The organism is Pseudomonas pseudonitroreducens (assembly GCF_021603645.1).
GTDB classification, from domain to species: domain Bacteria; phylum Pseudomonadota; class Gammaproteobacteria; order Pseudomonadales; family Pseudomonadaceae; genus Pseudomonas; species Pseudomonas pseudonitroreducens.
On sequence record NZ_BQHJ01000003.1, the window covers coordinates 284,205 to 309,637 of the forward strand.

The 25,433-nt window shown below is 65.7% G+C and carries 21 protein-coding genes; 12 read left to right on the top strand and 9 right to left on the bottom strand.

Going from position 1 to position 25,433, the window contains the following annotated elements:
- Window positions 1-333 precede the first annotated feature (333 nt).
- The 5 genes from rhlB to L6D89_RS09205 form a co-directional block, all read right to left on the bottom strand.
- Complete coding sequence (rhlB, locus tag L6D89_RS09185; RefSeq protein WP_236199441.1) at window positions 334-1,893, bottom strand: ATP-dependent RNA helicase RhlB; 1,560 nt, start codon at window positions 1,891-1,893, stop codon at window positions 334-336.
- Between the two features lie 96 nt (window positions 1,894-1,989).
- The gene (locus tag L6D89_RS09190) at window positions 1,990-3,147 is read right to left on the bottom strand and encodes a dipeptidase (protein WP_236199442.1); all 1,158 of its coding nucleotides are present in this window, start codon (window positions 3,145-3,147) and stop codon (window positions 1,990-1,992) included.
- A gap of 74 nt (window positions 3,148-3,221) precedes the next feature.
- Window positions 3,222-4,160 carry a GGDEF domain-containing protein gene (locus L6D89_RS09195; RefSeq protein ID WP_236174236.1) on the bottom strand — a complete coding sequence of 313 codons (939 nt, stop codon included), beginning with the start codon at window positions 4,158-4,160 and terminating at the stop codon, window positions 3,222-3,224.
- Between the two features lie 151 nt (window positions 4,161-4,311).
- Complete coding sequence (locus tag L6D89_RS09200) at window positions 4,312-6,204, bottom strand: acyl-CoA synthetase (protein WP_236174235.1); 1,893 nt, start codon at window positions 6,202-6,204, stop codon at window positions 4,312-4,314.
- A gap of 31 nt (window positions 6,205-6,235) precedes the next feature.
- Complete coding sequence (locus L6D89_RS09205; RefSeq protein ID WP_236199443.1) at window positions 6,236-6,889, bottom strand: alpha/beta hydrolase; 654 nt, start codon at window positions 6,887-6,889, stop codon at window positions 6,236-6,238.
- A gap of 513 nt (window positions 6,890-7,402) precedes the next feature.
- On the opposite strand from L6D89_RS09205, the gene L6D89_RS09210 reads away from it, so the two are divergent.
- From L6D89_RS09210 to pcsA, 5 genes are all read left to right on the top strand, one after another.
- Complete coding sequence (locus tag L6D89_RS09210) at window positions 7,403-8,431, top strand: amino acid ABC transporter substrate-binding protein (RefSeq protein WP_236174233.1); 1,029 nt, start codon at window positions 7,403-7,405, stop codon at window positions 8,429-8,431.
- 117 nt (window positions 8,432-8,548) lie between these two features.
- Window positions 8,549-9,733: an amino acid ABC transporter permease gene (locus L6D89_RS09215; protein WP_236174232.1), complete on the top strand. Its 1,185-nt coding sequence runs from the start codon at window positions 8,549-8,551 to the stop codon at window positions 9,731-9,733.
- A gap of 12 nt (window positions 9,734-9,745) precedes the next feature.
- Window positions 9,746-10,843: an amino acid ABC transporter permease gene (locus L6D89_RS09220; protein WP_236174231.1), complete on the top strand. Its 1,098-nt coding sequence runs from the start codon at window positions 9,746-9,748 to the stop codon at window positions 10,841-10,843.
- Window positions 10,844-10,855: 12 nt separating this feature from the next.
- The gene (locus L6D89_RS09225; RefSeq protein WP_205337154.1) at window positions 10,856-11,632 is read left to right on the top strand and encodes an amino acid ABC transporter ATP-binding protein; all 777 of its coding nucleotides are present in this window, start codon (window positions 10,856-10,858) and stop codon (window positions 11,630-11,632) included.
- Between the two features lie 342 nt (window positions 11,633-11,974).
- Entirely contained in the window at window positions 11,975-12,670 is a 696-nt protein-coding gene (pcsA, locus tag L6D89_RS09230; RefSeq protein ID WP_236174263.1) for a phosphatidylcholine synthase, read from the top strand.
- 202 nt (window positions 12,671-12,872) lie between these two features.
- On the opposite strand, the gene L6D89_RS09235 is transcribed toward pcsA, so the two are convergent.
- Window positions 12,873-13,829, bottom strand: a complete 957-nt coding sequence (locus L6D89_RS09235; protein ID WP_236199444.1) for a GlxA family transcriptional regulator — start codon at window positions 13,827-13,829, stop codon at window positions 12,873-12,875.
- Between the two features lie 123 nt (window positions 13,830-13,952).
- Between L6D89_RS09235 and L6D89_RS09240 the strand changes: the two genes are divergently transcribed.
- The 4 genes from L6D89_RS09240 (at window position 13,953) to L6D89_RS09255 (ending at window position 16,511) form a co-directional block, all read left to right on the top strand.
- The gene (locus tag L6D89_RS09240) at window positions 13,953-14,435 is read left to right on the top strand and encodes a nuclear transport factor 2 family protein (protein ID WP_236199445.1); all 483 of its coding nucleotides are present in this window, start codon (window positions 13,953-13,955) and stop codon (window positions 14,433-14,435) included.
- 73 nt (window positions 14,436-14,508) lie between these two features.
- Window positions 14,509-15,210, top strand: coding sequence for a glutathione S-transferase C-terminal domain-containing protein (locus L6D89_RS09245; protein WP_236199446.1), 702 nt, complete (start codon window positions 14,509-14,511; stop codon window positions 15,208-15,210).
- Window positions 15,207-15,506 (top strand): GIY-YIG nuclease family protein, encoded by a 300-nt coding sequence (locus L6D89_RS09250; protein ID WP_236199447.1) that lies wholly within the window; start codon window positions 15,207-15,209, stop codon window positions 15,504-15,506. Before L6D89_RS09245 ends, L6D89_RS09250 begins: the two co-directional genes overlap by 4 nt.
- Before the next feature lie 69 nt (window positions 15,507-15,575).
- Window positions 15,576-16,511, top strand: coding sequence for a glutathione S-transferase family protein (locus L6D89_RS09255; protein ID WP_236199448.1), 936 nt, complete (start codon window positions 15,576-15,578; stop codon window positions 16,509-16,511).
- On the opposite strand, the gene L6D89_RS09260 is transcribed toward L6D89_RS09255, so the two are convergent.
- From L6D89_RS09260 to L6D89_RS09270, 3 genes are all read right to left on the bottom strand, one after another.
- Complete coding sequence (locus tag L6D89_RS09260) at window positions 16,492-17,412, bottom strand: DUF4344 domain-containing metallopeptidase (protein ID WP_236199449.1); 921 nt, start codon at window positions 17,410-17,412, stop codon at window positions 16,492-16,494. The two genes, L6D89_RS09255 and L6D89_RS09260, sit on opposite strands and share 20 nt — an antisense overlap.
- 261 nt (window positions 17,413-17,673) lie before the next feature.
- Window positions 17,674-18,681: a nucleoid-associated protein YejK gene (gene yejK, locus L6D89_RS09265; protein WP_236199450.1), complete on the bottom strand. Its 1,008-nt coding sequence runs from the start codon at window positions 18,679-18,681 to the stop codon at window positions 17,674-17,676.
- A gap of 115 nt (window positions 18,682-18,796) precedes the next feature.
- Window positions 18,797-20,161 (bottom strand): TAXI family TRAP transporter solute-binding subunit, encoded by a 1,365-nt coding sequence (locus tag L6D89_RS09270; RefSeq protein ID WP_236199451.1) that lies wholly within the window; start codon window positions 20,159-20,161, stop codon window positions 18,797-18,799.
- A 134-nt stretch (window positions 20,162-20,295) separates the two neighbouring features.
- On the opposite strand from L6D89_RS09270, the gene sbcD reads away from it, so the two are divergent.
- From sbcD to aac(6'), 3 genes are read left to right on the top strand one after another with little or no spacing between them, the layout of a single operon-like run.
- A complete protein-coding gene (sbcD, locus tag L6D89_RS09275) occupies window positions 20,296-21,516 on the top strand; it encodes an exonuclease subunit SbcD (RefSeq protein ID WP_236199452.1) in 1,221 nt (406 codons plus the stop codon).
- Window positions 21,513-24,962 (top strand): AAA family ATPase, encoded by a 3,450-nt coding sequence (locus L6D89_RS09280; RefSeq protein WP_236199453.1) that lies wholly within the window; start codon window positions 21,513-21,515, stop codon window positions 24,960-24,962. The genes sbcD and L6D89_RS09280 overlap by 4 nt, the downstream gene beginning before the upstream one ends.
- The gene (gene aac(6') / locus L6D89_RS09285) at window positions 24,962-25,417 is read left to right on the top strand and encodes an aminoglycoside 6'-N-acetyltransferase (RefSeq protein WP_236174219.1); all 456 of its coding nucleotides are present in this window, start codon (window positions 24,962-24,964) and stop codon (window positions 25,415-25,417) included. Before L6D89_RS09280 ends, aac(6') begins: the two co-directional genes overlap by 1 nt.
- Window positions 25,418-25,433: the final 16 nt, after the last annotated feature.

The window sequence follows — 25,433 nt, forward strand, 5'->3', positions numbered from 1 at the left end:
GGGAGGATTCCGACGAGTTCTTGGAATTGTTCTCGCGTGCTTTGCAAGAAGCGTGCGAATTTTTTTACGTCTGTAAATAAAACTGAGCAGAAATGGCCGGGGCGGGGCTGATTTCGTGACAGGGATGGCGCGGTGCCATTGTTTGCGGGGAATCCCGTACGGTCGTCCCAGCGGGTCCGGCGGGAAAAACGCGAGGCTCTGGCGCGGGGACCGGCGTGTGTTTCAGCAGAGGAGAGGAGGAGGCGTCACCGGACGTAACGCCGATGGAAACAAAAAAGGCGAAGCCGGGTGGCTTCGCCTTGTTTTGGAGCAGAAAGCTGGTGCAGTACTCGATCAGTGCTTGCGCGGAACCGGCTTGAGCAGCTCGGTGGGCGGCATTTCGCAGTTGATCTTGCGGCCCAGCAGCTCCTCGATCGGCGGCAGGGCGAAGGCATCGTCCTCGCCGGCGAAGCTGATCGAGGTACCGGTGCTGCCGGCGCGGCCGGTACGGCCGATGCGGTGCACGTAGTCGTCCGGGTCTTCGGGCAGGGTGAAGTTGATCACGTGGCTGATGCCGTCGACGTGGATGCCGCGGCCGGCGACGTCGGTGGCCACCAGGACGCGGATCTTGCCCTCGCGGAAGCCTTCCAGGACCTTGATGCGCTTGTGCTGCGGCACGTCGCCGGACATCTGGGCGGCGCTGATGCCGTCCTTGGTCAGGCGTTCCTCGATGCGGCGCACCTCGTCCTTGCGGTTGGCGAAGACCATCACGCGGGTCCAGTCGTTCTGCGCGATCAGGTTGTACAGCAGCTTGTACTTGTCGCTGCCGGCAACGGCATAGACGTGCTGCTCGACGGTATCGCTGGCGACGTTCTCCGGCTCGATCTCGACGATGGCCGGGTCGACGGTCCACTGCTTGGCCAGGTTCATCACGTCGTCGGTGAAGGTGGCGGAGAACAGCAGGGTCTGGCGTTCGCCCTTGTACGGAGTCTGGCGGATGATCTGACGAACCTGCGGGATGAAGCCCATGTCGAGCATGCGGTCGGCTTCGTCGAGCACCATCACCTCGACCATGTCCAGGTGCACTTCGCCGCGCTGGTTGAAGTCCAGCAGGCGGCCCGGAGTAGCGACCAGGATGTCGCAGAAGCGCGATTCCAGGGTCTTGAGCTGTTTGTCGAAGTCCATGCCACCGACGAAGCTCATCACGTTCAGGCCGGTGTACTTGGCCAGGCCGAGCGCGTCGTTGGCGATCTGCACCACCAGCTCGCGGGTCGGCGCGATGATCAGCGCGCGGGGCTCGCCCATGTAGCGCTCTTTCGGCGGCGGGGTCTGCAGCAGCTGGGTGATGATCGAAATGAGGAACGCAGCGGTCTTGCCGGTGCCGGTCTGGGCGCGACCGATGGCATCCTGGCCGCGCAGGGTGAAGCCCAGTACCTGCGCCTGGATCGGTGTGCAGTAGGGGAAGCCCAGGTCATGGATGGCGTGCATCAGACGCGGGTCGAGGTTGAAGTCGTGGAAACGGGTCTTGCCTTCGGCTGGCTCGACCACGAAGTCTTCCAGCTTCCAGTTGTCGACCACCGGCGGGCGCGGCTTGCGTTCGCGGCGGGGGCGGTCGGCCCTGGGCTCGCGGGGCTTGTCGGCGCCTTCAGTCTTTGCCGGCTCGGCCTTGGCTGCCTGGTCGCGTTTTTCGCCACGTTCACCTTTGTCGGAACGCTCGGCGCGGGGTTTGTCGCTCTTCGGGCCGCGGGCCGGTTTCTCGGCGGAGTCGCCTTCGGGGCGCGGGTTGCGCGGTTTGCGCGGGCGTTTCTCGCCGCTCTGGGCGGGCTTTTCTGCGGCGGGAGCGGGGGCCGCTGGCGTGGCTACGGGTTGCTCGCCGTCGCCCTTGCTGAAGATTTTCTTGAGTGCTTTAAGCACGGCTGTCTCGTGTTGGTTAAGGAATGAACGGCCGCCAGTGTAATGCAAGATGCCCGCAGGGCGAAGTGCCAGGGGCATCTTGCCTATTGACTTGGCTTACGGAAGGCTCTCCAGCAGCAGCCGGCGGACGTTGCCGCCTATGATTGCGGCGATGTCCTGGTCGCTGAAACCGGCCTTCGCCAGGCCCTGGGTCAGCTGTGCCAGGCCGGTGGTGTCGAAGGGCGCGTTCACCGCGCCGTCAAAATCAGAGCCCAGCGCGACGTGCTCGACACCTACTTTATCGGCCGCGTAGCGCATCGCCTTGACGATGGCCTCCACGGACGTCTCGCAGACCGCGCCATCCCAATAGCCTATGCCGATGACCCCGCCGGTGTTGGCGATGCCGCGCAGGTGCGCGTCGGTCAGGTTGCGCGGGCCGGGACAGGTGCCTGCGACACCGGTGTGGGAGACGATCAGCGGGCGCTTGGCGATGGCCAGCACGTCGTCGATCAGCGGACGCGAGGCGTGGGCCAGGTCGATCAGCATTTTCTTTTCTTCCAGGCGCGGGACGACCTGGCGGCCGAACTCGGTCAGCCCGCCTTTCTTCAGGCCGTGGGCGGAGCCGCCGACTTCGTTATCGAAGAAGTGGGTCAGGCCCATGATGCGGAAACCCGCGTCGTACATGCGGTCGATGTTCTCCAGCTTGCCTTCCAGCGGGTGCAGGCCTTCAGTGGCGAGCACGCCGGCGACGCGCTTGGGGTCCTGCTGCCAGGCAGCGAGGTAGCGGGTCAGGTCGTCGCGGCTACGGATCAGGGTGAGCTTGCCCTGGCTGTCGGCGGCGGCCTTGTCGAGAAGTTCGCCCTGGTACAGGGCGCGCTCGAGCAGGCTGTTCCAGGTGCGTGCCGGCCAGCGCTGGGCGATGACCAGCGGGGTGATATTGTCGCTGTCGGCGCTGTTGCTCTCGTAGTTCAGGCCGCGCGGGGTCTTGGTGACGGTGGAGAACACCTGCAGGCCGACATGGCCTTCGAGCAGGCGCGGCAGGTCGGTATGGCCGTGGTCGTGGCGGTCGAGCAGGTTGCGGTCCCAGAGCAGGGCATCGTCGTGCAGGTCGGCGACGAACAGCGTCTGGTGCAGCGCCTGGGCCTGCGGCGAAGCGGGGTAGGGCGGCGGGCTGGCCACGGTGTTCATCTTCCGGTCCATGTAGCCCGGCAGGTTGAAGAAGATCCCCAGGCCAACGGCCAGCAGGATGAACAGGACGATCAGCAGTTTGCGCATGTCAGCTTCCCAGCTTTGTTGTTATTGGTGTTTTCGCTGGGGGAATCTAACAGACGGGCCAGTGCGGTGGGAGGTCAGCCGCAGAGGCAGTTGCGGCCCTTCTGCTTGGCCTGGTAGAGGGCGCCGTCGGCACGCAGGATCAGGCTCGGCAGGTTTTCCTGGATATCCATCTCGGCCAGACCCAGGGACACGGTGACGCCCGGCAGGATGCCGACGGGCGAATAGAAGGAGGCGACGTGCTCCAGGCTCTGGCGCAGGCGGTTGCCGATGCGCCGGGCTTCGTCGATGGCGATTTCCGGCAGGAGGATGACGAACTCCTCGCCGCCGTAGCGCGCCATACTGTCCTTGGGCCGCAACTGGCTGCGCAGGGTGTGGGCGACCAGGCAGAGCGCATAGTCGCCAGCCAGGTGGCCGTGTTCGTCGTTGTAGTTCTTGAAGTGGTCGACATCGAGCATGAGCATGCACATGGGCTGTTCGTTGAACGCGCAGCGCGTGCTTTCGCGGTCGTAGATGTGCTCCAGCCAGCGCCGGTTGAACAGCCCGGTGAGGGTGTCGATGTTGGCGTTCTGCTCGGTGTCGAGAATGATCCGGTTGCCTTCGCGAACGCGCTCGCAGAGTACCGAGAGGAGGTTCTGCATGACCTGCGGGGAGTGCTCGAACAGGCCGATCAGCGCCTCGCGATGCAGGCGCAGCACGGTGGTCGGTTCGCTGGCGACGACGTAGGCCGAAGGGTGGTCGCTGTCGATGAAGCTGATCTCGCCGGCACAGTCGCCCGGATGCAGGGTGCTCACCGGCTGGTTGTCCAGAGAGCCCAGGTACACCGTCAGGTGCCCGGAGAGAACCATATAGAGGAAGTGATTGCGGTTGAATGGCGACAGCAGGATTTCGCCGCGCTCCAGTTCACAGGCGCGGAAATCCTTCAGCAATTGCTGCAGGTGACCCGCGGCCACATTCTGGAACAGGCGCAGGTGCTGGAGTTGGCGTATGTCCTCGTTCCACTGCGCGGCTTTCATGGCGCAGCGGAAGTCGGATGGCGGCTGATGATGTGCACGACTGACTCTCCCTGTAGTCCTCTTCGCACATTGAGCCATCAGTATTAGTCAGATTTGAGTACTGGCAATTCGCAGCCAGACCCGGCCGACCGGCGGTCGGCCGGGTGTTTCATCAGCTTTCCAGCAGCTCCACGTGCACGGCATAACCTCCCAGGCGGTCGGCCAGTGCGGCGCGTGAGTCTAGGTCGAGGCCGCCAACGAAGACACGTGCTTTCTGCCCATGACGGTCATCGGCGATCACCTCGACACGCGGGGGCGGGGCGAGGTGCCGGGTTTCGTCCTCGAGCACGCGACGAATGGCATCCAGGCGCAGAGCCGGCTTGAAGGTCTTGCCCACCGCGGTGACCGGGATGGCGTCCAGCAGCCAGGCGTCCTTGGGGACCGCCGCGCGCTCGGGAATGTGCCGGGCGGCGTGTTCCAGCAGCTCCGCCTCGCTCGCCCGCATGCCCGGTTTGAGCTGGATGTACACCACGGGCAGCTCGCCGGCTTTCAGGCAGGGTTTGCCCACGGCGGCGGCCATGGCCACGGCGGGATGGCGGTGCAGGGCTTCCTCGATCATCTGCGGATCGATGTTGTGGCCGCCACGGATGATCAGGTCCTTGCTGCGGCCGGTGAGCCAGATGTAGCCGTCGGCGTCGATGCGGCCCAGGTCGCCGGTGTTGAACCAGTCGCCGTCGACCCAGATGTCCTTGTTCTTGCTGGCTTGCAGGTAGCCCTTGAATACGGTGGGGCCGCGCAGGCAGATGTTGCCGATTTCATCCACGGCGGCGTCGCGCAGGTACTGGCCGTCACCGTCGAGGATCACCGATTTCAGCTCGCAGTAGGGCAGGCGCAGGCCGATGGAACCGGGCCTGCGTTCACCGCCGCGCGGGTTGCAGCTGGTGCCGCAGGTGCCTTCGGTCATGCCATAGCCTTCGATGACTTTCAGGCCCGTCTTCGCCTCGAACTGGCGAATCAGCTCCACCGGCATGGGCGCGGCGCCGCACAGGGCGAAGCGCAGGCTGGAGAGGTCACGGCCTTCGCTGGGTACCTGCAGCAGGGCGGCATAGATGGTCGGCACGCCGCTGAAGCTGGTGACCTTGTAGCGCTCCACCAGCTTCCAGAAGTCCTGGATCAGGGTGGGATTGCGGTAGCCCTGGGGGCCGGCCAGCAGCACTTCGCCACCGCGCATGAACGGTGCCAGGCCGCTGACCATCACGCCGTTGACGTGGAACAGTGGCAGGCCGCAGAGCAGCACGTCGTGGCCGTCATAATCGGAATTCAGGCCCATGATCTCGGCCATCGCCACTTCGTTGAAATGGCTGTGCGGTGCGAGCTTGGGCGTGCCGGTGGTGCCGCCGGTGTGGAAATACGAGGCAACGTCGTCCGGGGCGATCACGCGGCCGCTTTCCAGGTGATCGTCCGGGCACTGGGCGAGCAGTTCGTCGAAGTCCAGCACGCCGTCCGGCAGGGCACCGCGCGCTGATCTGATCGCCGAACGCTGTGGCTCGGGCAGCAGGTTGGCGATATCGACGGTGACGATGGCGTTGAGCTCGGGCAGGTGGTCGCGCAGGGCGGCCACCTTGTCCCAGAGGTCGGTGCCGGGGAAGGGTGCCAGGGTAACCAGCACGCGGGAGTTGGCGGCGCGCACCAGTTCGGCGATGTGTTCGGGGTCGAGCAGCGGGTTGATCGCGTTGACGATCCCCGCTGCCTCGCCACCCCAGATCACGTAGTGGGTCTGCGGCAGGTTGGGCAGCAGGAACGACACCGAGGTGTCCGGCCGCACGCCGAGGCGATGGAAGGCGTTCGCCGCCTGGGTGACGCGGGCGAACAACTGCTCGTAGCTGACCTTGAGCGGCTCTTCGTCCGCCGAGCCCTGCAGCAGGAAGGTCAGGGCGGTGGACGGGCCGAACTGCCGGGCGGAACGGCGCAGCAGTTCATAGGTGTTGGGCGGCAGGTCGCGGTCTTGCAACGGGACCTGTTCCAGGGCTTCGACATCACGCAGGCTGCTGATCGGGGCGTTCATGCTTCTTCTTGTTCTCCGCAGGGTCAGGGGATCACAGGCGCTCCCGCAGCCAGGCGCCGATATCGCCGAGTTCCTCGTTGCTCACTTCGTGGCTCATCGGGTAGGTGCGCCACTGCGCGGGCACCTCGTTGGCCTGCAGGAAATCGTAGGCGGCGCGGCCCATGGCGGGCAGCACCACGTCATCGAAAGTGCCATGCAGGCAAAGCGCGGACAGTTGTCTTTTTGTAGCCGGCAGGCTTATGCCTTCGCTGAATGTCGGGCCATAGGTGGAGAGGGCCATGACCCCGCCCAGTTCGCCGTCCCAGCGCAGGTAGCCGGTATGCAGCACCACCGCGCCGCCCTGGGAGAAACCGGCGAGGATGATGCGTTTGGCGACGATGCCCTGGTCGATCTGCCCCTGGATCAGCGCGATCACGCTGTCGGCCGAGGCTTCCAGCTGGGCTTCGTCGATGGCGCGCGCCGGGGCCATGGCAAGGATGTCGTACCAGCTCGGCGCGGGCATGCCGTTGAACACGGTGACCGGGCGGGTCGGCGCTTGCGGAAGGATGAAGCGCGTCGAGGTGAAGCTGCGTTGCAGCATCTGTGCTACCGGCTCGAAGTCGTAACGGTCGGCGCCCAGGCCGTGCAACCAAATGACGCAGGAGTCGGCGCTTTGGGCGGGTTCGAGGATCAGGGGCTGGGTCATGGAGGCTCCAGGATGGGGCAGGCGCTCTAGGAAGGGGCGCCGCGCTTGGGAAAGGGCAGAGGGGCGATGCAAGAAGATGTCGCATGGCCATAACTTGTGGGACTTGACTGCACGAATTTGCACGGATGTTTCCAGGCTGGTACGTCCCTTGCTATCGCTATTGGCAGGCCGTGCGGCCCCACTTCCGGTAACACTCTACCGACCCCATCCGGAAAGCTGTACCGGAAGTGGCGCCACGAAAGCCTTGGGCTGCTTCAGGGCCCGTCGTGCCGGCTGCGGTCAACAGTCGGTGCGGCGGGCCTTCGCCTTCACGCAATGATCCCTTGATGACCCGTTCCAGCGCGCAAGACCTGCGCGCTCGAAGGTGTGTTCGCGGCTCGGCGAAGGATTTTTCGCAGGCCGTCTAGACTCACTTTCAGGTCTCCATCCCGTTTGTTGTCTTGCTGGTGCCTCACGAGGGTACGGCGGTGGAACCGGGACTCCAAAACACTAAAAAAGCAACGGAGAAGATCGATGAAGATGGTGAAATCCACCCTGGCAGTGCTGACCACCGCCGCCGTGTTCGGCATCAGTGGGCTCGCCCATGCCGGCGCGACCCTGGATGCTGTGAAGAAGAAAGGCTACGTGCAGTGCGGTATCAGTGACGGTCTTCCCGGCTTCTCGTATGCCGACGCCAAGGGCCAGTACAAGGGCATCGACGTGGATGTCTGCCGCGCCGTGGCGGCGGCCGTGTTCGGCGACGCCAGCAAGGTCAAGTACAGCCCGCTGACCGCCAAGGAGCGCTTCACCGCGTTGCAGTCCGGCGAGATCGACATTCTTTCGCGCAACACCACCTGGACCAGTTCCCGCGACAGCGCCATGGGCCTGAACTTCGTCGGCGTGACCTACTACGACGGCCAGGGCTTCCTGGTGAACAAGAAGCTTGGCGTTTCCAGCGCCAAGGAACTCGACGGCGCCACCGTGTGCATCCAGGCCGGCACCACCACCGAGCTCAACCTGTCCGACTACTTCCGCTCCAACAATCTCAAGTACACCCCCATCACCTACGACACCTCCGACGAGAGCGCCAAGTCCCTGGAGTCCGGCCGTTGCGACGTGCTGACCTCCGACCAGTCGCAGCTCTACGCCCAGCGCATCAAGCTGGCAGCGCCGGACGACTACGTGGTGCTGCCCGAAGTGATCTCCAAGGAGCCCCTCGGCCCGGCCGTGCGTCAGGGTGATGAGGAATGGTTCGACATCGCCCGCTGGACGCTCTTCGCAATGCTCAACGCCGAGGAACTGGGCATCAACTCGAAGAACGTCGAGGAACAGGCCAAGAGCACCAAGAACCCGGACGTCGCGCGTCTGCTCGGCGCCGAAGGTGACTACGGCAAGGACCTCAAGCTGCCCAAGGACTGGGCAGTGCAGATCGTCAAGCAAGTGGGTAACTACGGCGAGATCTTCGACCGCAACGTCGGCGACGGCAGCGAGCTGAAGATCAAGCGTGGCCTCAACGCCCAGTGGAACAAGGGTGGTCTGCAGTACGCACCGCCGGTGCGCTGACCTGACCCGCTCCGGCGCCCGGAGTCTGGGCGCCGGACTGTTTCGAACGACGTGAAGCCCAGCGGGCGGTCGCGGGCGTAGCCCGTGCCCGGCCGCCGGGTTTGCGAGAGGGCTTACATGCAGAATTCCGTCAAGGCCCAGCGTCCACGGGGGATATCGCTCAACGATCCCGTCGTGCGCGGCTGGGCATTCCAGATCCTCGCCGTCATCTTCGTCGTGGCGGTTGGCTGGTTCCTCTTCGACAATACCCAGACCAACCTCGCCCATCGCGGCATTCAGTCCGGCTTCGGCTTCCTCGACCACAGCGCCGGCTTCGGCATCTCCCAGCACCTGATCGACTACAGCGAAAGCGACACCTACGGACGGGTGTTCATGGTCGGCCTGCTGAACACGCTGCTGGTCACGGTGGTGGGCATTTTCTTCGCCACCATCCTCGGCTTCATCCTCGGCGTGGCGCGGCTGTCGCCCAACTGGCTGATCCGCAAGCTGGCGACCCTGTACATCGAGACCTTCCGCAACATCCCGCCGCTGCTGCAGATCTTCTTCTGGTACTTCGCCGTGCTCGGCCCGCTGCCGAACCCGCGGCAGAGCATCAGCTTCGGCGGCCTGTTCTTCGTCAACAACCGCGGCCTGCAGATGCCCGCGCCGATCGCCGCAGACGGCCTCGGCCCGTTCATCGTCGCGGTGATCCTGGCGCTGGTCGGCTGGGCAGTGCTCTGGCGGTGGGCCAGGGCCCGCCGCCATGCCACCGGCAAGGCCTTCCCGGTGTTCGTCAGTGGCCTGGCGCTACTGATCGTGCTGCCAGGCTTGGTGTCGCTGGTGGCCGGTGCGCCGTTCCACTGGGACGTGCCGGTGCTGCAGGGCTTCAACTTCCGTGGCGGCTGGGTGGTGATCCCGGAACTGGTGTCGATCGTTCTGGCGTTGTCGGTCTACACCGCCGCCTTCATCGGCGAAACGGTGCGTGCCGGCATCCAGGCGGTCAGTCATGGCCAGACCGAAGCTGCCGGTTCCCTCGGCCTGCGCCCGGGGCAGACGCTGCGCCTGGTGATCATCCCGCAGGCGTTGCGGGTGATCATTCCACCGCTCACCAGCCAGTACCTGAACCTGGCGAAGAACTCCTCGCTGGCCGCCGCCATCGGCTATCCGGACATGGTCTCGCTGTTCGCCGGCACGGTGCTCAACCAGACCGGCCAGGCCATCGAGACCATGGCCATCACCATGAGCGTGTACCTGGCCATCAGCATCAGCATTTCGCTGCTGATGAACTGGTACAACAAGCACATCGCGCTGGTCGAGCGGTAGGGGAAGCAGATCATGACAACTCATACCTTCAAGCCCGACCTGCCGCCACCGGCGATGAGCGTCGGTGTGCTTGCCTGGTTGCGCGCCAACCTGTTCTCCAGCTGGTTCAACACGCTGCTGACGCTGGTCGGTATCTACCTGGTCTGGCTGATCCTGCCCCCGCTGCTGGAGTGGGCGATCATCAAGGCCGACTGGACCGGCAGCACCCGCGCCGACTGCTCCCGCGAGGGCGCCTGCTGGGTGTTCATCGGCTCGCGTTTCGGCCAATTCATGTACGGCTTCTACCCCGAGGAACTGCGCTGGCGCGTGGACCTCACCGTGCTGTTCGTGGTGTTCGGCGCGGCGCCGCTGTTCCTCAAGCGCTTCGCCTACAAGGTGAAGTACGGCCTGGGCTTCCTCGTGGCGCTGCCGATCGTGGCCTACTGGCTGCTGCATGGTGGCTTCCTCGGCCTGGAAACCGTGCCGACCAGCGCCTGGGGCGGCCTGATGCTCACCGTGGTGATCGCCGCGGTCGGCATCTGCGGGGCGATGCCGCTGGGTATCCTGCTGGCGCTGGGGCGGCGCTCGAAGATGCCGGCGATCAAGGTCATCTGCGTCACCACCATCGAGTTCTGGCGCGGTGTGCCGCTGATCACCGTGCTGTTCATGTCCTCGGTGATGCTGCCGCTGTTCCTGCCCGAAGGCATGAACCTCGACAAGCTGCTGCGTGCGATGGTGATGGTGGTGCTGTTCGAGGCCGCGTATATCGCCGAGGTGGTGCGCGGCGGCATGCAGGCCATCCCGAAAGGGCAGTACGAAGCCGCGGCCGCCATGGGCCTGGGCTACTGGCGGACCATGGGCCTGGTGATCCTGCCGCAGGCGCTCAAGCTGGTGATCCCCGGCATCGTCAACACCTTCATCGCGCTGTTCAAGGACACCAGCCTGGTGATCATCATCGGCCTGTTCGACTTCCTGAATAGCATCAAGCGCGCCACCGCGGACCCGGCCTGGCTGGGCATGGCCACCGAGGGCTATGTGTTCGCCGCGGTCGTCTACTGGGTTTTCTGTTTCGGCATGTCCCGCTACTCCATGCATCTGGAGCACAAGCTGGACACGGGCCATAAGCGTTAGGAGCGATTCATCATGTCTGAAGCCACCAACAAGACCGCGCAGCCGGCCATCGGCGATCACGTGATGATCACCATGAAGGGCGTGAACAAGTGGTACGGCCAGTTCCACGTGCTCAAGGACATCAACCTGGAGGTCAAGCAGGGCGAGCGCATCGTGCTCTGCGGGCCGTCCGGCTCGGGCAAGTCGACCACCATCCGCTGCATCAACCGCCTGGAGGAGCACCAGCAGGGCAGCATCGTGGTTGACGGCACCGAACTGACCAACGACCTCAAGCAGATCGAGGCGATCCGCAGCGAAGTTGGCATGGTGTTCCAGCATTTCAATCTGTTCCCGCACCTGACCGTGCTGCAGAACTGCACCCTGGCGCCGATGTGGGTGCGCAAGATGCCCAAGCGCCAGGCCGAGGAAGTCGCCATGCATTATCTTGAGCGCGTACGCATCCCGGAGCAGGCCCACAAGTTCCCCGGCCAGCTGTCCGGCGGCCAGCAGCAGCGCGTGGCGATCGCCCGTGCGCTGTGCATGAAGCCGAAGATCATGCTGTTCGACGAACCCACCTCGGCGCTCGACCCGGAGATGGTCAAGGAAGTGCTCGACACCATGATCGGCCTGGCGCAGAGCGGCATGACCATGCTCTGCGTGACCCACGAGATGGGGTTCGCGCGTACCGTGGCGAACCGGGTGATCTTCATGGACAAGGGCGAGATCGTCGAGCAGGCGCCGCCGGACCAGTTCTTCGACAACCCGCAGTCGGACCGCACCAAGCTGTTCCTCAGCCAGATCCTGCATTGATAAAGCTCTTCGTAGGAGCGAGCTTGCTCGCGAACGGATTTCCCGGCTACTTGGATGCCAGGCTGTTCGCGAGCAAGCTCGCTCCTACAGAGTCATGATGCCGCACCGCAAATCTTCATCCCCTCACGCTCGTCTCCCGCGATGGCGAGCCCCCGGCGCAACGGCGTATGCTGCCGACACCACCGCAACAAGGTGCGCATCGCCAAAAGCCGGCTGAACTCGGCCGTCGGATCGGTGTTCCCATGTGCAGTGGTTTGTCAGGGATGGGCTAACGTTTGAAGTAGCTCCCCTGCACCCGCCGTCCAAAGGAAGAGAGCCGACGTGAACCTGATCCTATCGCCAATGAACCTCAGCAAAGCCAAGGCCTGGGGCGCCCACGCGGTGACCTCCAGCGGTGTCATCCTCGCGCTGCTTGCGCTTCTCGCGCTGGTCGACAACAGGCCGCAAGCCTGCCTGCTGTGGCTGGGCGTGGCGCTGCTGGTGGACGGCCTGGACGGCACTCTGGCACGCAAGTTCGACGTCAAGGCGGTGCTGCCGCACTTCGATGGCTCGACCCTGGATCTGGTGATCGACTACCTCACCTACGTCTTCATCCCGGCGATCTTCATCTATCGCTACGTTCCGCTGCCGGTGCACACCGAACTGCTGGCGGTGGGGGTGATCCTGGTGTCCTCGCTGTTCTGCTTCTGCAACGTCAACATGAAGAGCAAGGACAACTACTTCGTTGGCTTCCCGGCTGCCTGGAACGTCGTGGCGGTGTACTTCTTCGTGCTCGACCTGCATCCCTGGGTCAGCTTTGTCACCGTGCTGGTACTGGCCGCGCTGACCCTGACCCGGATGAAGTTCCTGCACCCGTTCCGCGTGCGTCAGTTCATGCCGCTGAACATCGCCGTGACCTTCGTCTGGCTGCTCAGCAGCGCCTTGCTGATCCTCCAGCATCCGGTGGACCAGCCCTGGCTGCTCGGCCTGTGGTTCGTGGCGTCGGCCTATTTCGTCGGCGTCTGCGTGTGGCGCACGGCGATGGAATGGTTCCACTGATCGCGGAATCACAATTGCCTTACGTAGGATGGGTGGAGCGAAGCGATACCCATCGATTGCTCTGCAATGACCCGCACGGGTTACGGTCCTGAGGCTCTTGAATGTAGGAGCGAGCTAGCTCGCGAACATCCCAGCGCTGGAGTGGCCGGGAAATGGTTCGCGAGCAAGAACTGGGCGTCCCCCTCGCTCTTACAAATCCCTCCTAGAGTTGCCGCCCCAGCACTCGCTGCCGGAAAGCCCCCGGCGTCTCTCCGCACACCTGCTTGAACAGCCGCGCGAAGCTTGCCCGGTCGGCGTAGCCGACATCACTGGCGATGCGTTCCAGCGAGCGCCCCGGATCGCCCAGCGCTTCCTGTGCCGAAGCGATACGCAGGCGCTGCACGTAGTCATTCGGCGACATCCCAACCTGCTCGCGAAAGCGCCGCAACAGCGTGCGCGTGGAGCAATGCACACGTTGCGCCAACGTGGTGAGGTCAAAGGGCTGAGCGTAGTTCTCCTCCAGCCAGGCCAGCAGCGGTTGCAGCGGCGAGCCGGCGGGCAGCGGCTCCGGTAGCAGCGGCGTGAAGCGCCGCTGGCGGCCGCGCCCGTGCTCGAACACCAGGGTTGCCGCCGCGCGGCGCGCCAGCGCCGCACCGGCATGACGCTCGATCAGGTACAGGCACAGGTCCAGCCCGGCCTGGGCGCCGCCGGAGCAGAGCCGGCCGTTGTCGTCGGTACACAGGGCGTCGATGTCCAGGCGCACCTGGGGATAGCGTGCGCGGAACGCCGCCTCCAGCGCCCAGTGCGTGGTGGCGCGGCGCCCGTCCAGCACGCCGGCTTCCGCCAGCAGGAACGCGCTGCTGCACAGGCTGCCCAGTTGCACGCCGGCGGGCGCACGGCGCAGCCAGGAAAGCAGCGGCTGGTTGGCCTTGACAGTGCTGTCTATGTCCGCGCCGGTGGCGGGAATCAGTAGCAGGTCGCAGTGCGCAGCCAGATCCAGGCCGCCTTCCACTTCCACGCGGCCGAAAGGCAACTCTACCGGTGCGCCATCGCTGCTGATCCGCAGCACTTCGAAGTGCCGCTCACCGGCCAGGCGGTTGGCGAGATGGAAGCTGTCCATGGCCAGGCCAAGGCTGGAACACAGGGTTTGCGGGCAGACGAACAGGGCTATCCTGAACATGGCGTCTCGCTTTGCTCTGGCGATGGAAGTGGCGCTATTGATCATAATGTTGTCGATATTGCCAATCGTGTCCAGTCGAAGCGGCTCCGATACTGCACACATCCTCCCAGACACGAGCCCACCATGGCCCACGCCAACGCCCAACTGATCGAACGTTTCTACCAGGCCTTCCAGCGCCGCGACGGCGAGGCCATGGCCGCCTGCTACAGTGCCGACGTGCAGTTCCGCGACCCGGTCTTCAGCGACCTGCGCGGCGCCGAGGCCGGCGACATGTGGCGCATGCTCAGCGCCCGGGCGCAGGATTTCGCGCTGACCTATGACGGCGTCGAGGCTGACGATACTCGTGGGTCGGCGCGCTGGGTGGCGTCCTACACCTTTACTCAGACTGGTCGGAAAGTGACCAATCACATCCAGGCACATTTCCATTTTCGCGATGGATTGATCTGTCAGCACGAAGACCGCTTCGACCTCTGGAAATGGTCGCGCCAGGCCCTTGGGGCCAAGGGCGCGCTGCTGGGTTGGGCGCCCCCGGTGCAGCGGGCGATTCGTGCGCAGGCCGCCAAAGGGCTCGCGGCATACCGCGCACAACGAGCAGGGAAGCCCTGATAGCGGGCTTTCGGGCTCGCCCGCGGCGGCTGGATAGGCTTAAATGACAGGCGACTGAGAGCCGGACGCCGCCATGATCACACTTTTCCAGTTCCCGCCCGCCTTCAACGTACCCAACGTCAGCCCTTTCTGCTTGAAGCTGGAGACCTTCCTACGCCTCGCCGGGCTGGAATACCAGGTCAAGCCTGTGATGGACCCGCGCAAGGGGCCCAAGGGCAAGCTGCCGTTCATTACGCTGGACGGCAAACCCATCGCCGACACGGCGATCATCATGCGCACCCTGCAGCAGTACTACGAATTCGACCTCGACGCCGGCCTCGACGCCCGTGGCCGAGGCTGGGCCGTGTCGATCACTCGCCTGTGCGACGAGCACCTGGTGCCGCTGCTGGTGTATTTCCGCTGGCTCGACGAGCAGGGCTTCCGCCAGGTGAAGGACGTGATGTTCCGTGGCGTTCCCGCCCCCCTGCGGCCGGTGGTCGGTGCGATGCTGCAGCGCAAGATCCGCGGCGATCTGAAGGGTCGCGGCCTGCTGCGCCACAGCCGCGAGGAACTGCTGAGCTTCGCCCGCGATGATCTCGAAGCCCTCGACGGCATGCTCGGTGACCTGCCGTACTTCGGTGGTGCCCAGCCATGCAGCGCCGATGCCGCCACCTACGGCGTGCTGGCCAACCTGATCCTGAGCACCCTGGAAACCCCGCTCAACGACATGGCGCGCAGCTACGAGCGCCTGGTCGCCTACTGCGATCGCATGCAGGCACGGGTCTGGGCGTCGTGACCGCCGCCGAGCCAAAACCCTGGTTCGTCTACCTGGTGCGCGCCGAGAACGGCGCGCTCTACTGCGGTATCAGCGACGACGCGCAACGGCGCTTCGAAGCCCATCGGACCGGCAAGGGCGCGCGCTTTTTCCACTCCAGCCCGGCCCAGGCGCTGGTCTACGTCGAAGCCTGCCCCGGCAAGGGCGACGCGCTGCGCCGTGAGCGGGCGATCAAGGCGCTGAGTAAAAAGGCCAAGGAGCACCTGGTGCTCGCCAGCCCCTTCACCATCAGTGCCGTGGATGTCATGCCATCCTAGGGATGAGGTAGGACTCGCCTGCTGCTCGGGTTAAGCTGCCGGGCCACTTTCCGACCGCTGGAGCGCCCCATGTCCGAGCTGATCCTGCACCACTACCCGACTTCGCCCTTCGCCGAGAAGGCGCGTCTGATGCTGGGCTTCAAGCAGTTGCCCTGGCGCTCGGTGACCATCCCGCCGTTGATGCCCAAGCCGGACCTGATGCCGCTTACCGGTGGCTACCGGAAGACGCCGGTGTTGCAGGTGGGCGCCGATATCTACTGCGACACCGCGTTGATCGCGCGCCGCCTGGAGCAGGAAAAGGCCGTGCCGGCGTTGTTCCCCGAGGGCCATGAGTTCACCGTCGCGAGCTTTTCCTCGTGGGTTGATTCGGTGATCTTCCAGCATGCGGTCAGCCTGGTGTTCCAGCCCGAGTCGATTGCCATGCGTTTCGGCAAGCTGCCGCCGGAGTTCCTCAAGGCGTTCGTCGCCGACCGCAGCCAACTGTTCAGCGGCGGCACCGCCAGCAAGCTGTCGGCCGAGCAGGCCAAGCACCAGTGGCCGAGCTTCATGGCGCGCGTCGAGGAGCAACTGTCCCGCGAAGAAGGCGATTTCCTGTTCGGCGAACCCTCGGTAGCCGACCTGTCACTCGCCCACTGCCTGTGGTTCGTCAAGGCCACGCCGGTCACCTCGCCACTGGTGGACGCCTACCCGGCGGTCAGTGCCTGGCTCGCTCGCGTGCTGGGTTTTGGTCATGGTGCGCCCAGCGAAATGAGCAGCGAAGAAGCCATCGCCGTGGCGCGCGACAGCCAGCCCGCCGCCTTGCCCCAGGAAGACTTTGCCGATCCCAACGGCTTCACGCCCGGCCAGCGTGTGGTGATCGCCGCCACTGACTACGGTTGCGATCCGGTGGAGGGCGAACTGCTGCATGCCGGGCTGGAGAGCCTGATCCTGCGCCGTGAGGACCCGCGTGCCGGCATCGTCCACGTGCATTTCCCGCGTATCGGCTTCAGCATCCGCCCGGCCTGAGCCCGGCCGGGCCAGGGCATTGCCGCGTGATCGGCGTACGCAGGCGCGGCAGGCTCTCGGCCATTTCACGGAAGTGTTGCAGGCGCTCGTAGCAGAGCGCCATTTCCCCGCTGTTGCTGTTGTACCAGGCGTCCGGTGCGCCGCAGCTGACCAGTTGGATGGTCAGCGGGCGCGGTGGCCGGAACAGACGGAACACCTCGTCCACCATCGCCTGCAGATGATCGCCGTCGCGTAGCAGGGCGATCAGCGGCTGCATGGCATCGCGGTCCACCGCTGGCGTGTCGTAGTTCAGGTGCAGCGCGGCACGGTGCTGGATCGATGGATGCCGCCGGGCGTGGCGAATCCACTCGAACGCCTTGCTGGCCTGCTGGAATTCCTGGTCACAGTAAACGGCGCGCTCGTAAGGCAGCCCGGTGAGCGGCGGCAGCCAGTCCAGCCGCGTCATGTCGCTGCCATAGAGCAGGCAGGCGATGTTGTAGTAGCGCTGCTCGTCCAGCGGGTGGCTGTCCCAGGCCAGCACCTGGTCCGGTGGGGGCTTGGGCGTCTGCCATTCCAGCCGCCAGTAGTCGGCGATATCCAGCAGGCGCGCGTCCACCTCGTCCCGCGGCAGCCTGGCATAGAGGCGGAACAGCAGGATGAAGCCAAGCTGGTCTGCCGCATCTTCCTCGCGGCCCAGCACCGGCAGGTCGTACTCGGCGATCAGCATGTGTCCCATTTCGTGCATCACGCTGAACTCGGCGTTGGCCAGCACGAAGCGCGCGACGTTGGGCGGGAGCGGTGTCGGGTCGGCGAAAAGCAGGCGGGTGCAGAGCAGCAACAGCAACGCGAAATACGAGGAATTCGACCGGGGATGCCCGGAGAGCGGGGACGCAGCGACAGTGAAAGCGTGCAAGGCGGGCATGGCGGCCACCGCGAGCGAGAGGCGCCTGATCTGACTCTAGCAGCCGCACCGCGCGGGCTGCGGGGCGTTTTGTCGGAAGTCTGGGGCAGTGGTCGTTTGATTCTTCAGCCCTGCAGGTTCGCGAGCAAGCTCGCTCCTACACGGAGCGCACTGCACTGGCCCGCTTTCTGTAGGAGCGAGCTTGCTCGCGAACCGCACGGCGCCAAATCGTCAGCCACAAAAAAGCCCATCGCGAGATGGGCTTTTCGTTTCAGCCGGGGCTCAATCCTTGCGGCGCTTGAGCTGGTCCTGCAGTTGGGTCGGCAGGCCGCGGATGATCAGCATGTCGCGCGCCTCGTCGTATTCCACCTTGCTGCCCAGCAGGTGCGCCTCGAAGCTGATCGACAGGCCTTCGGCGCGGCCGGTGAAGCGGCGGAATTGATTGAGTGTGCGCTTGTCCGCCGGGATCTCCGGCGACAGGCCGTAGTCCTTGTTGCGGATGTAGTCATAGAAGGCGCGCGGCGCCTGGTCGTCCATCAGCTCGGAGAGCGCGTCCAGGGCCATCGGCTCGCCGATCTTGGCCTGGCTGGTGGCGTAGTCCACCAGCACGTCGGTCTTCTCGCGGGCCTGCTCTTCAGGCAGGTCTTCGCTTTCGACGAAGTCGCTGAAGGCCTTGAGCAGGGTGCGGGTCTCGCTGGGGCCGTCGACGCCCTCGGTGCAGCCGATGAAGTCGCGGAAGTAGTCCGAGACCTTCTTGCCGCCCTTGCCCTTGATGAACGAGATGTACTGCTTGGAGGTCTTGTTGTTGCGCCACTCGGAGATATTGATCCGCGCAGCCATGTGCAACTGGCCCAGGTCCAGGTGACGCGACGGGGTGACTTCCAGCGCCTCGGTCACCGCCACGCCTTCGCTGTGGTGCAGCAGGGCGATGGACAGGTAATCGGTCATACCCTGCTGGTAATGGCAGAACAGCACGTGACCGCCGGTGGACAGGTTGGACTCCTCCATCAGCGTCTTCAGGTGTTCCACCGCCTGCTTGGAGAAGGCGACGAAGTCCTTGCCGTTGTCCAGGTACTCGCCCAGCCAACCGCTGAACGGATAGGCGCCGGACTCGCCCTGGAACAGGCCCCAGGCCTTGTTCGGCTTGGCGTTGTAGCTCTCGTTGAGGTCGGCCATCAGGTTCTCGATGGCCTGGGAGTCGCCCAGCTCGGCATCGCGCGCATGCAGCGTCGCGGGGTTGCCGTCGGGCTTCTTGTCGATCAGGTGGACGATGGCGTGGCGAATCGGCATGGCGGACCCGGATGTTCAGTGCCGGCGCCGCCGCACGCAGCAAAGCGGCGGCGGGGCGGGCGGATTGGAAAACGCCAGAGTTTACCCGACAAGGCGCCGGGATGCGCGACGCCGATCAGTCCGCCGCCGGCGCCAGCCCCTCGTCGCGCTCGCGGCGGTTGCGGCGCAGCTGGCGCAGGCGGCGGATCACGTAGTTGAGGTGCAGGTGCAGTTCGTACAGCTCGTTGTAGTACGACAGCGGCACCTCGACCTTGGCCAGCTCGGCCTCCAGTTGCTCCAGGCGCTCGATCTCGGTGCTCAGCTCGGCGCTGCCGGTGCGTTCGTCCAGGCGCCGGTCGATCTCGCGCAGGTAGCGGTACCAGCGGTAGATGCGCGCACGGATGCGCCAGCGGTACAGCGGGCCGATGGACTTCATCAGCGGGATGAGGATGGCGATGAAGGGAATCAGCAGGATGATGTAGCGGTCCGCCAGCGAGGCGATGCGGAACGGCAGGAAGCGCTGCAGCAGTGGCGGGCCGCTCTTGTAGTAGCGCTCGGCGTCTTCCTGCAGGGCCAGGGTGCGCGGCTCGGCGCTGGGGAAGGCGCCGGCGGTATCGAGCAGGGTGCCGCTCTTCATCACCGTGCGTGCGGCCTCGAGGATCAACGGGGTAAGTGCCGGGTGGAAGTCGCCGTTGACCACCAGGGTGGCGACCGGTGACAGGGTGGCAAGATCCTGGTCCGGCACGTTCTGCGCCAGGTTCAGCAAGCCTTCGCTGACCTCCACGCGCTTGAGGAAGGGAATCCGCGCCTCGTAGGCGTGCGCGCGGCGAAAGCCCGTGAGCTTGAGTTCGGGGCTGGCGGCCAGACGCTGGATCAACGGGTTCTCCGCCGGGCCGACGAAGAAGGCGGCGTCCAACTCGCCCGCCAGCAACTGGTTGGCTACGGCATTGCCGCCGTGCGCCTGCCAGCCGGCGGGCAGGGGCTCGACGGGGATCTCGTTGGCCTTGAGGATGGCCTCGGTCACGGCCTCGGTGCCGCTACCGGCGCCGCCGACCGCTACGCGCAGGGCGAGCAGGTCGGCCAGGCGATCGATCTTCGCCTCGCGGCGCTGGAACAGCCACAGCGGTTCCTGGAACATCGCGCCGAGGGTCTGCAGGTGCGCGCGCTGCTTGGCTTCGAGTTGCTGTTCCTGGCCGCTCTGCACCAGCGCCAGGTCGACGCCGCTCTTGCCATCGAGCAGCTTGCCCAGGTTTTCCCGCGAGCCGCTGGTGCGCACCAACTGCAGATCGAAGCCCTGCTTGGCCAGTTCCTCCTTCAGCCGTTGGCCGAATACCGCGTAGCCGCCGCCCGGCGCACCGGTGGCCAGGGTGGCGCTCATCGGTGGCGGCGGGGCGACGAAGTAGAAGACCGCGGCGACCAGTGCGGCCAGCACCGGCACCAGCCAGAGGTTGGCGCGCACCAGGATGGCGAGGTCCTTGAGCATGTTCAGAAGGCGTTGCATGGAGAGTCCTTGTGGCGACGTGCTGTCCTGAAAAGATAGCCAGCCTGGGCGAGGGCGGCCGGCGAATCCGCCATCGCGAAGGCGCAAACCGCTATCATCCGAATCCTTCGAAACACGGCTGCGGACTTCACGGCATGCGTATTCTCCACACCTCCGACTGGCACCTGGGCCAGCATTTCATGGGCAAGAGCCGCGAGGCCGAGCACCAGGCGTTCTGCGCCTGGCTGATCGAACAGGTGCGCGAGCAGGGCGTGGATGCGGTGATCATCGCCGGCGACATATTCGATACCGGCGCGCCGCCCAGCTACGCCCGCGAGCAGTACAACCGCTTCATCGTCGAGCTGCGCGACACCGGCGCGCGCCTGGTGGTGCTGGGCGGCAACCATGACTCGGTGGCGATGCTGGAGGAATCCCGCGACCTGCTGGCCTGCCTGGATACCCAGGTGATCGCCGCGGTTGGCAGCGATCTCGAGCGCCAGTTGCTGGTGCTGCCGCAGCGTGACGGCCAGCCCGGCGCAATCCTCTGTGCGATTCCCTTCATCCGGCCGCGCGATGTGCTCACCAGCCAGGCCGGGCAGAGCGCGCAGGACAAGCAGCTGGCGCTGCAGCAGGCGATCCAGGCGCACTACCGCGAGCTGTTCGAGCGCGCCGAGGCGCAGCGCAAAGCCGTCGGCCGGCATCTGCCGATCATCGCTACCGGGCACCTCACCACCGTTGGCGCGAGCGCCAGTGAATCGGTGCGGGAAATCTATGTCGGCACGCTGGAGGCCTTCCCCACCAGCGCCTTCCCGGCGGCGGACTACATTGCCCTCGGTCACATTCACCGGCCGCAGAAAGTCGGTGGCCAGGAACATATCCGCTACAGCGGCTCGCCCATTGCCCTGAGCTTCGACGAAGCGACCCAGGGCAAGGAGGTGCTGCTGGTGGAGCTGGATGACAGCGGCCTGCGCAGCGTCACCGCGCTGCCGGTGCCGCGCTTCCAGCCGCTGAAGTCGGTGTCCGGCAGCCTCGCCGAGCTGCCCGCCGAACTGGCCCGCGTCGCCCGCGAGGGCAGCGTGGAGCAGCCGGTCTGGCTGGAAGTGATGGTGCATACCGATGACTACCTGACCGATATCCAGCTGCGCGTCGAGAAACTCTGCGAGGACCTGCCGGTGATCGTCCTGCGCACCCGGCGCGATCGGGGTACGGCGCAGGCGGCGCTGTTCAGCGAAGCGAAGGAAACCCTCGACGAGCTCAGCCCCGAAGACGTGTTCCGCCAGCGCCTCGACGCCGAGGAGCTGGACGACCCGCTGCGCGAACGCCTCACCGGTCTGTACCGGGAAGTCCTCGCCGAGCTGCAGGAGGATCGCCCGTGAGAATCCTCAGCCTGCGCCTGAAGAACCTCAACTCGCTGAAGGGCGAATGGAAGATTGACTTCACCGCCGAACCCTTCGCCGGCAACGGCCTGTTCGCCATCACCGGGCCGACCGGGGCGGGCAAGACCACACTGCTCGATGCCATCTGCCTGGCGTTGTATCACCGCACGCCACGCATGAGCGTGCTGTCGCAGAGCGGCAACGAGCTGATGACCCGGCACACCGCCGATTGCCTTGCGGAAGTCGAATTCGAGGTGAAGGGGCAGCCTTACCGTGCCTTCTGGAGCCAGCGCCGTGCCCGCGACAAGGCCGAGGGCGCGTTGCAGGCGCCGAAGGTGGAACTGGTGCGTATCGACCGCGCCAGCGGCGAGGGGCAGATCCTCACCGACAAGATCAACGACAAGCTGAAGCAGACCGAAACCCTCACCGGGCTCGACTTCGAACGCTTCACCAAATCCATGCTGCTGGCCCAGGGTGGCTTTGCCGCCTTCCTCGAAGCCAACGCCAACCAGCGCGCGGAGCTGCTGGAGGAACTCACCGGCACGGAAATCTACGGGCTGATTTCCCAGCGCGTGTTCGAGCGTACCCGTGAGGTACGCAGCGCGCTGGAGCAACTACGTGCCCGCGCCGAGGGCGTCGAGCTGCTCAGCGCCGAACAGCGCGCCGAACTGCAACAGCAGGGCCACGATGCTGCCGCCCAGGAAACTGCCCTGCAGGCGCAGCACGCGGCCATTCAGGCACAACGCCGCTGGCGCGAGGACCTGAGCCGCGCTCAGCAGCAGGTCGAGCAGGCTGGTGCGAAAGAGGCCGGCGCACGCCAGGCGCTGGAACAGGCAAAGCCCGATCTGCAGCGGCTGGCGGACAGCGAGCCCGCCGCTCGCCTGCAACCGCTGCACCAGGCCTGGCGCAGTACCCACGAGAGTGTCGAACAGGGTCACGCGGCGCTGCAGGACAACCGCGCGCAGCAGGCGTCCAGCCGTGAAGCGGTCGCCCAGGCGCTGTGGGCAGCCAGCCAATACGCGCAGCAGACGCGGGATGTGCGCGAGCGCGAGTACAAGACCGTCAGCGAACAGCGCCAGGAGCTGCAGGCGCGCCTGGCGCAGCAACCGCAGCGCGCCAGGTTGGGTGAGCTGCTTGGCGGCTGGCGCGCGCAGTTCGCCCAGCGCTCGCGCCTGGCCCAGGCCGTTGCCGATTTGCAGCGGCAGGCACAGGCGGCTGACCAGGTGATACAGGCAGCGGCCGCGCAGCGACAGACTCTGCAGGGCAACGTCGATTTCATGCAGCAGCAAGTCGACTCGGCTGTTGCGCAGGAGAGCCTGCAGCAGCAGAAGCTCGATGCCTTGTTGGCCGGCGCGAGCGAAGCCGGCCTGCGTGAAACCCTGCAGCAGGCGCAACTGCAAAGCCGTGGGCTGGATCGTCTCGAGCAATTGGCCCAGGCCCGCGCCCAGGCTGCCGCACAACTGGCTCACTGGCAGCCGGAACTGGACTCGCTGGGCCAACGCAGGGCCGAGCGCGACACCGCAATCGTCGCGTTGCGTGAGCGTTATCAGGCGACCAAGCAGCAGGTCGCCGACAAGGAAAAACTCCTGCAACAGGAGCAGCGCATCCACCAGCTGGAGCATCTGCGCGCGCAATTGCAGCCCGGCGAGGCCTGCCCGTTGTGCGGCTCGTCGGAACACCCGGCGGTCGCGGCCTACCAGGCGCTGGATGTGTCCTCTACTCAGCAGGCGCTGGGGCAGGCGCGCGAGCAACTGGCCGAGCTGGAAAGCCAGGGCATCGCCCTGCGAGGCGAGCTGGCCGGGCTGGATGCGCAACTGCAGCAGGGGCAGCGCCAACTGCACGAGGCCCAGACGTCATTGGCGCAGCATCAGCAGGCGTGGCAGCAAGCGTGTGAAACCCTGGGGGTCGCGCTGGAAGATGACCGGCAGCTCCGCGCCGAGCGCGAACGTCATGAAACTTCGCTGACGGCCTTGCAGCAGCAACTGAGCCTGCTGGAAGAGCTCCGCGGCCTGCTTCAGCAGGCACAACAGCAACGCCAGCGCGCCGAGCGCGATCACACCGAAGCGGCGCAGCAGTTGGCGCTCTTCGACCAGCAACAGACCCACGAACGCCAGCGCCAGGAAGAGCGCGCGCAGCAGCTCGCCACCCAGCGCGCTGACCTGCAACAGCAGGACCAGACGCTGGCCGCTGCGCTCGGCGAGCTGGGCTATGGCGTGCCGGCAGACGGTGAGCAATGGTTGGCCGCACGCGCGATGGAGTGGCAGCAGTGGCAACACGACCAGCAGCGTGCGCAGGAGCTGGCAGCAGCCGAACGCGATGCTGAACAGGCCGTTCGAGCGGCGCAACAGCTCGCAGCGCAATGGCAGCAGCGTTGGCAGGCCGCTGGCTTTGACGCGCGCCAGCCGTTGGCGCAGCACGCAGCCGCGCAGCAGGCATTGGCGCAGGTGGAGGAGCAACTGGCGTCCGCCCAGCGCCAGGCCGACGCCTTGCAGGGGCGCGAGCAGTCGTTGGTAGAACGGCTGGAGCAGGACCAGGCACGCCTCGTCGAACGCCTGGCGAACTGGCAACAGGCGCTGGCGGCGAGTCCTTTTGTCGACGAGCCAGCCTATCTCGCGGCCCTGCTGGACGACGACCAGCGTGCGCAACTGACCCAGCTGCGCCAACGCCTGGAGACTGCCATTACCGAAGCCGTCACGTTGCGGGCCGCTGCTGCCCGGGATGTCGAGCGCCTGCAAGCCGAGCCCCACGGCGAACTGCCGCTGGAACAGCTCGACCAGCAGTTGCAGGCGCTTGCCGCGCAGTTGCGCGAGCTGGGCCAGCGCCAGGGCGAGATTCGCGCCCAGTTGCAGGGCGACGACAGCCGTCGCGCCAGCCAGCAGAGCCTGTTCGCGGATATCGCCCGGCAGGAGGAAGAGCACGACCTCTGGCAGCGCCTCAACAGCCTGATCGGCGCTTCCGACGGTGCGCGCTACCGGCGCTTCGCCCAGGGCCTGACCCTCGACCACCTGGTGCACCTCGCCAACCGTCAGTTGCAGCGCCTGCACGGCCGTTATCAGCTGGCGCGACGCAGCGATGGCGAGCTGGAGCTGGAAGTGGTGGATACCTGGCAGGGCGATACCGCACGCGATTGCAAGACGCTGTCCGGTGGTGAGAGCTTCCTGGTCAGTCTCGCGTTGGCGCTGGCGCTGTCCGATCTGGTCAGCCACAAGACCAGCATTGATTCGCTGTTCCTCGATGAGGGTTTCGGCACGCTCGATGGCGAGACCCTGGAGGTCGCGCTGGACGCTCTCGACAGTCTCAATGCCACGGGCAAGACCATCGGTGTGATCAGCCATGTCGAAGCGCTGAAGGAACGTATCCCGGTGCAGCTCAAGGTGCACAAGGGGGTCGGCATGGGGTACAGCCAGTTGGACGCGCGCTTCCGTTTCAACCCGGAGAACGCCTGATGGAGGTTCAGCTGCAGCACTGCGCAGAGAGCGATCTGGCGGGCTGGATCGAGCTGCGCCTGCAACTCTGGCCGGGCGATCACGCGGAGGAATTCGCCGAGGAAGCACGTGACATGCTCGCGCAGCCACAACGCTACGGCGCCTGGCTGGCCCGCGATGAACAGGGCAGGGCGCTGGGGCTCGCGGAGGCCTCGGTGCGTAGCGACTATGTGAATGGTACCGATGGATCGCCGGTGCTGTTTCTCGAAGGCCTCTACGTCCGCGAGGACGTGCGCCGACAAGGTGTGGCGCGGGCTCTGGTGTGCACGGTGCAGGCCTGGGGCGGCGCCCGCGGCTGTGTGGACTTCGCCTCGGATGCGGCGCTCGACAACACCGACAGCCATGCCTTGCACCGCGCCCTGGGCTTTGTCGAAACCGAGCGCGTGGTGTACTTCCGCAAGCCACTCCACGATTGATCCACATCAGGTGGAA

What these genes read in the sequence shown, in the direction of transcription:
- L6D89_RS09195 (WP_236174236.1), bottom strand. Translation starts at nt 4,160, where the DNA reads ATGAAAGCCGCGCAGTGGAACGAGGACATACGCCAACTCCAGCACCTG.
- L6D89_RS09200 (WP_236174235.1), bottom strand. Translation starts at nt 6,204, where the DNA reads ATGAACGCCCCGATCAGCAGCCTGCGTGATGTCGAAGCCCTGGAACAG.
- L6D89_RS09225 (WP_205337154.1), top strand. Translation starts at nt 10,856, where the DNA reads ATGTCTGAAGCCACCAACAAGACCGCGCAGCCGGCCATCGGCGATCAC.
- L6D89_RS09255 (WP_236199448.1), top strand. Translation starts at nt 15,576, where the DNA reads ATGTCCGAGCTGATCCTGCACCACTACCCGACTTCGCCCTTCGCCGAG.
- L6D89_RS09210 (WP_236174233.1), top strand. Translation starts at nt 7,403, where the DNA reads ATGAAGATGGTGAAATCCACCCTGGCAGTGCTGACCACCGCCGCCGTG.
- L6D89_RS09215 (WP_236174232.1), top strand. Translation starts at nt 8,549, where the DNA reads ATGCAGAATTCCGTCAAGGCCCAGCGTCCACGGGGGATATCGCTCAAC.
- L6D89_RS09205 (WP_236199443.1), bottom strand. Translation starts at nt 6,889, where the DNA reads ATGACCCAGCCCCTGATCCTCGAACCCGCCCAAAGCGCCGACTCCTGC.
- yejK (WP_236199450.1), bottom strand. Translation starts at nt 18,681, where the DNA reads ATGCCGATTCGCCACGCCATCGTCCACCTGATCGACAAGAAGCCCGAC.
- L6D89_RS09270 (WP_236199451.1), bottom strand. Translation starts at nt 20,161, where the DNA reads ATGCAACGCCTTCTGAACATGCTCAAGGACCTCGCCATCCTGGTGCGC.
- L6D89_RS09240 (WP_236199445.1), top strand. Translation starts at nt 13,953, where the DNA reads ATGGCCCACGCCAACGCCCAACTGATCGAACGTTTCTACCAGGCCTTC.
- L6D89_RS09220 (WP_236174231.1), top strand. Translation starts at nt 9,746, where the DNA reads ATGACAACTCATACCTTCAAGCCCGACCTGCCGCCACCGGCGATGAGC.
- L6D89_RS09260 (WP_236199449.1), bottom strand. Translation starts at nt 17,412, where the DNA reads ATGCCCGCCTTGCACGCTTTCACTGTCGCTGCGTCCCCGCTCTCCGGG.
- L6D89_RS09190 (WP_236199442.1), bottom strand. Translation starts at nt 3,147, where the DNA reads ATGCGCAAACTGCTGATCGTCCTGTTCATCCTGCTGGCCGTTGGCCTG.
- L6D89_RS09235 (WP_236199444.1), bottom strand. Translation starts at nt 13,829, where the DNA reads ATGTTCAGGATAGCCCTGTTCGTCTGCCCGCAAACCCTGTGTTCCAGC.
- L6D89_RS09245 (WP_236199446.1), top strand. Translation starts at nt 14,509, where the DNA reads ATGATCACACTTTTCCAGTTCCCGCCCGCCTTCAACGTACCCAACGTC.
- pcsA (WP_236174263.1), top strand. Translation starts at nt 11,975, where the DNA reads ATGAACCTCAGCAAAGCCAAGGCCTGGGGCGCCCACGCGGTGACCTCC.
- sbcD (WP_236199452.1), top strand. Translation starts at nt 20,296, where the DNA reads ATGCGTATTCTCCACACCTCCGACTGGCACCTGGGCCAGCATTTCATG.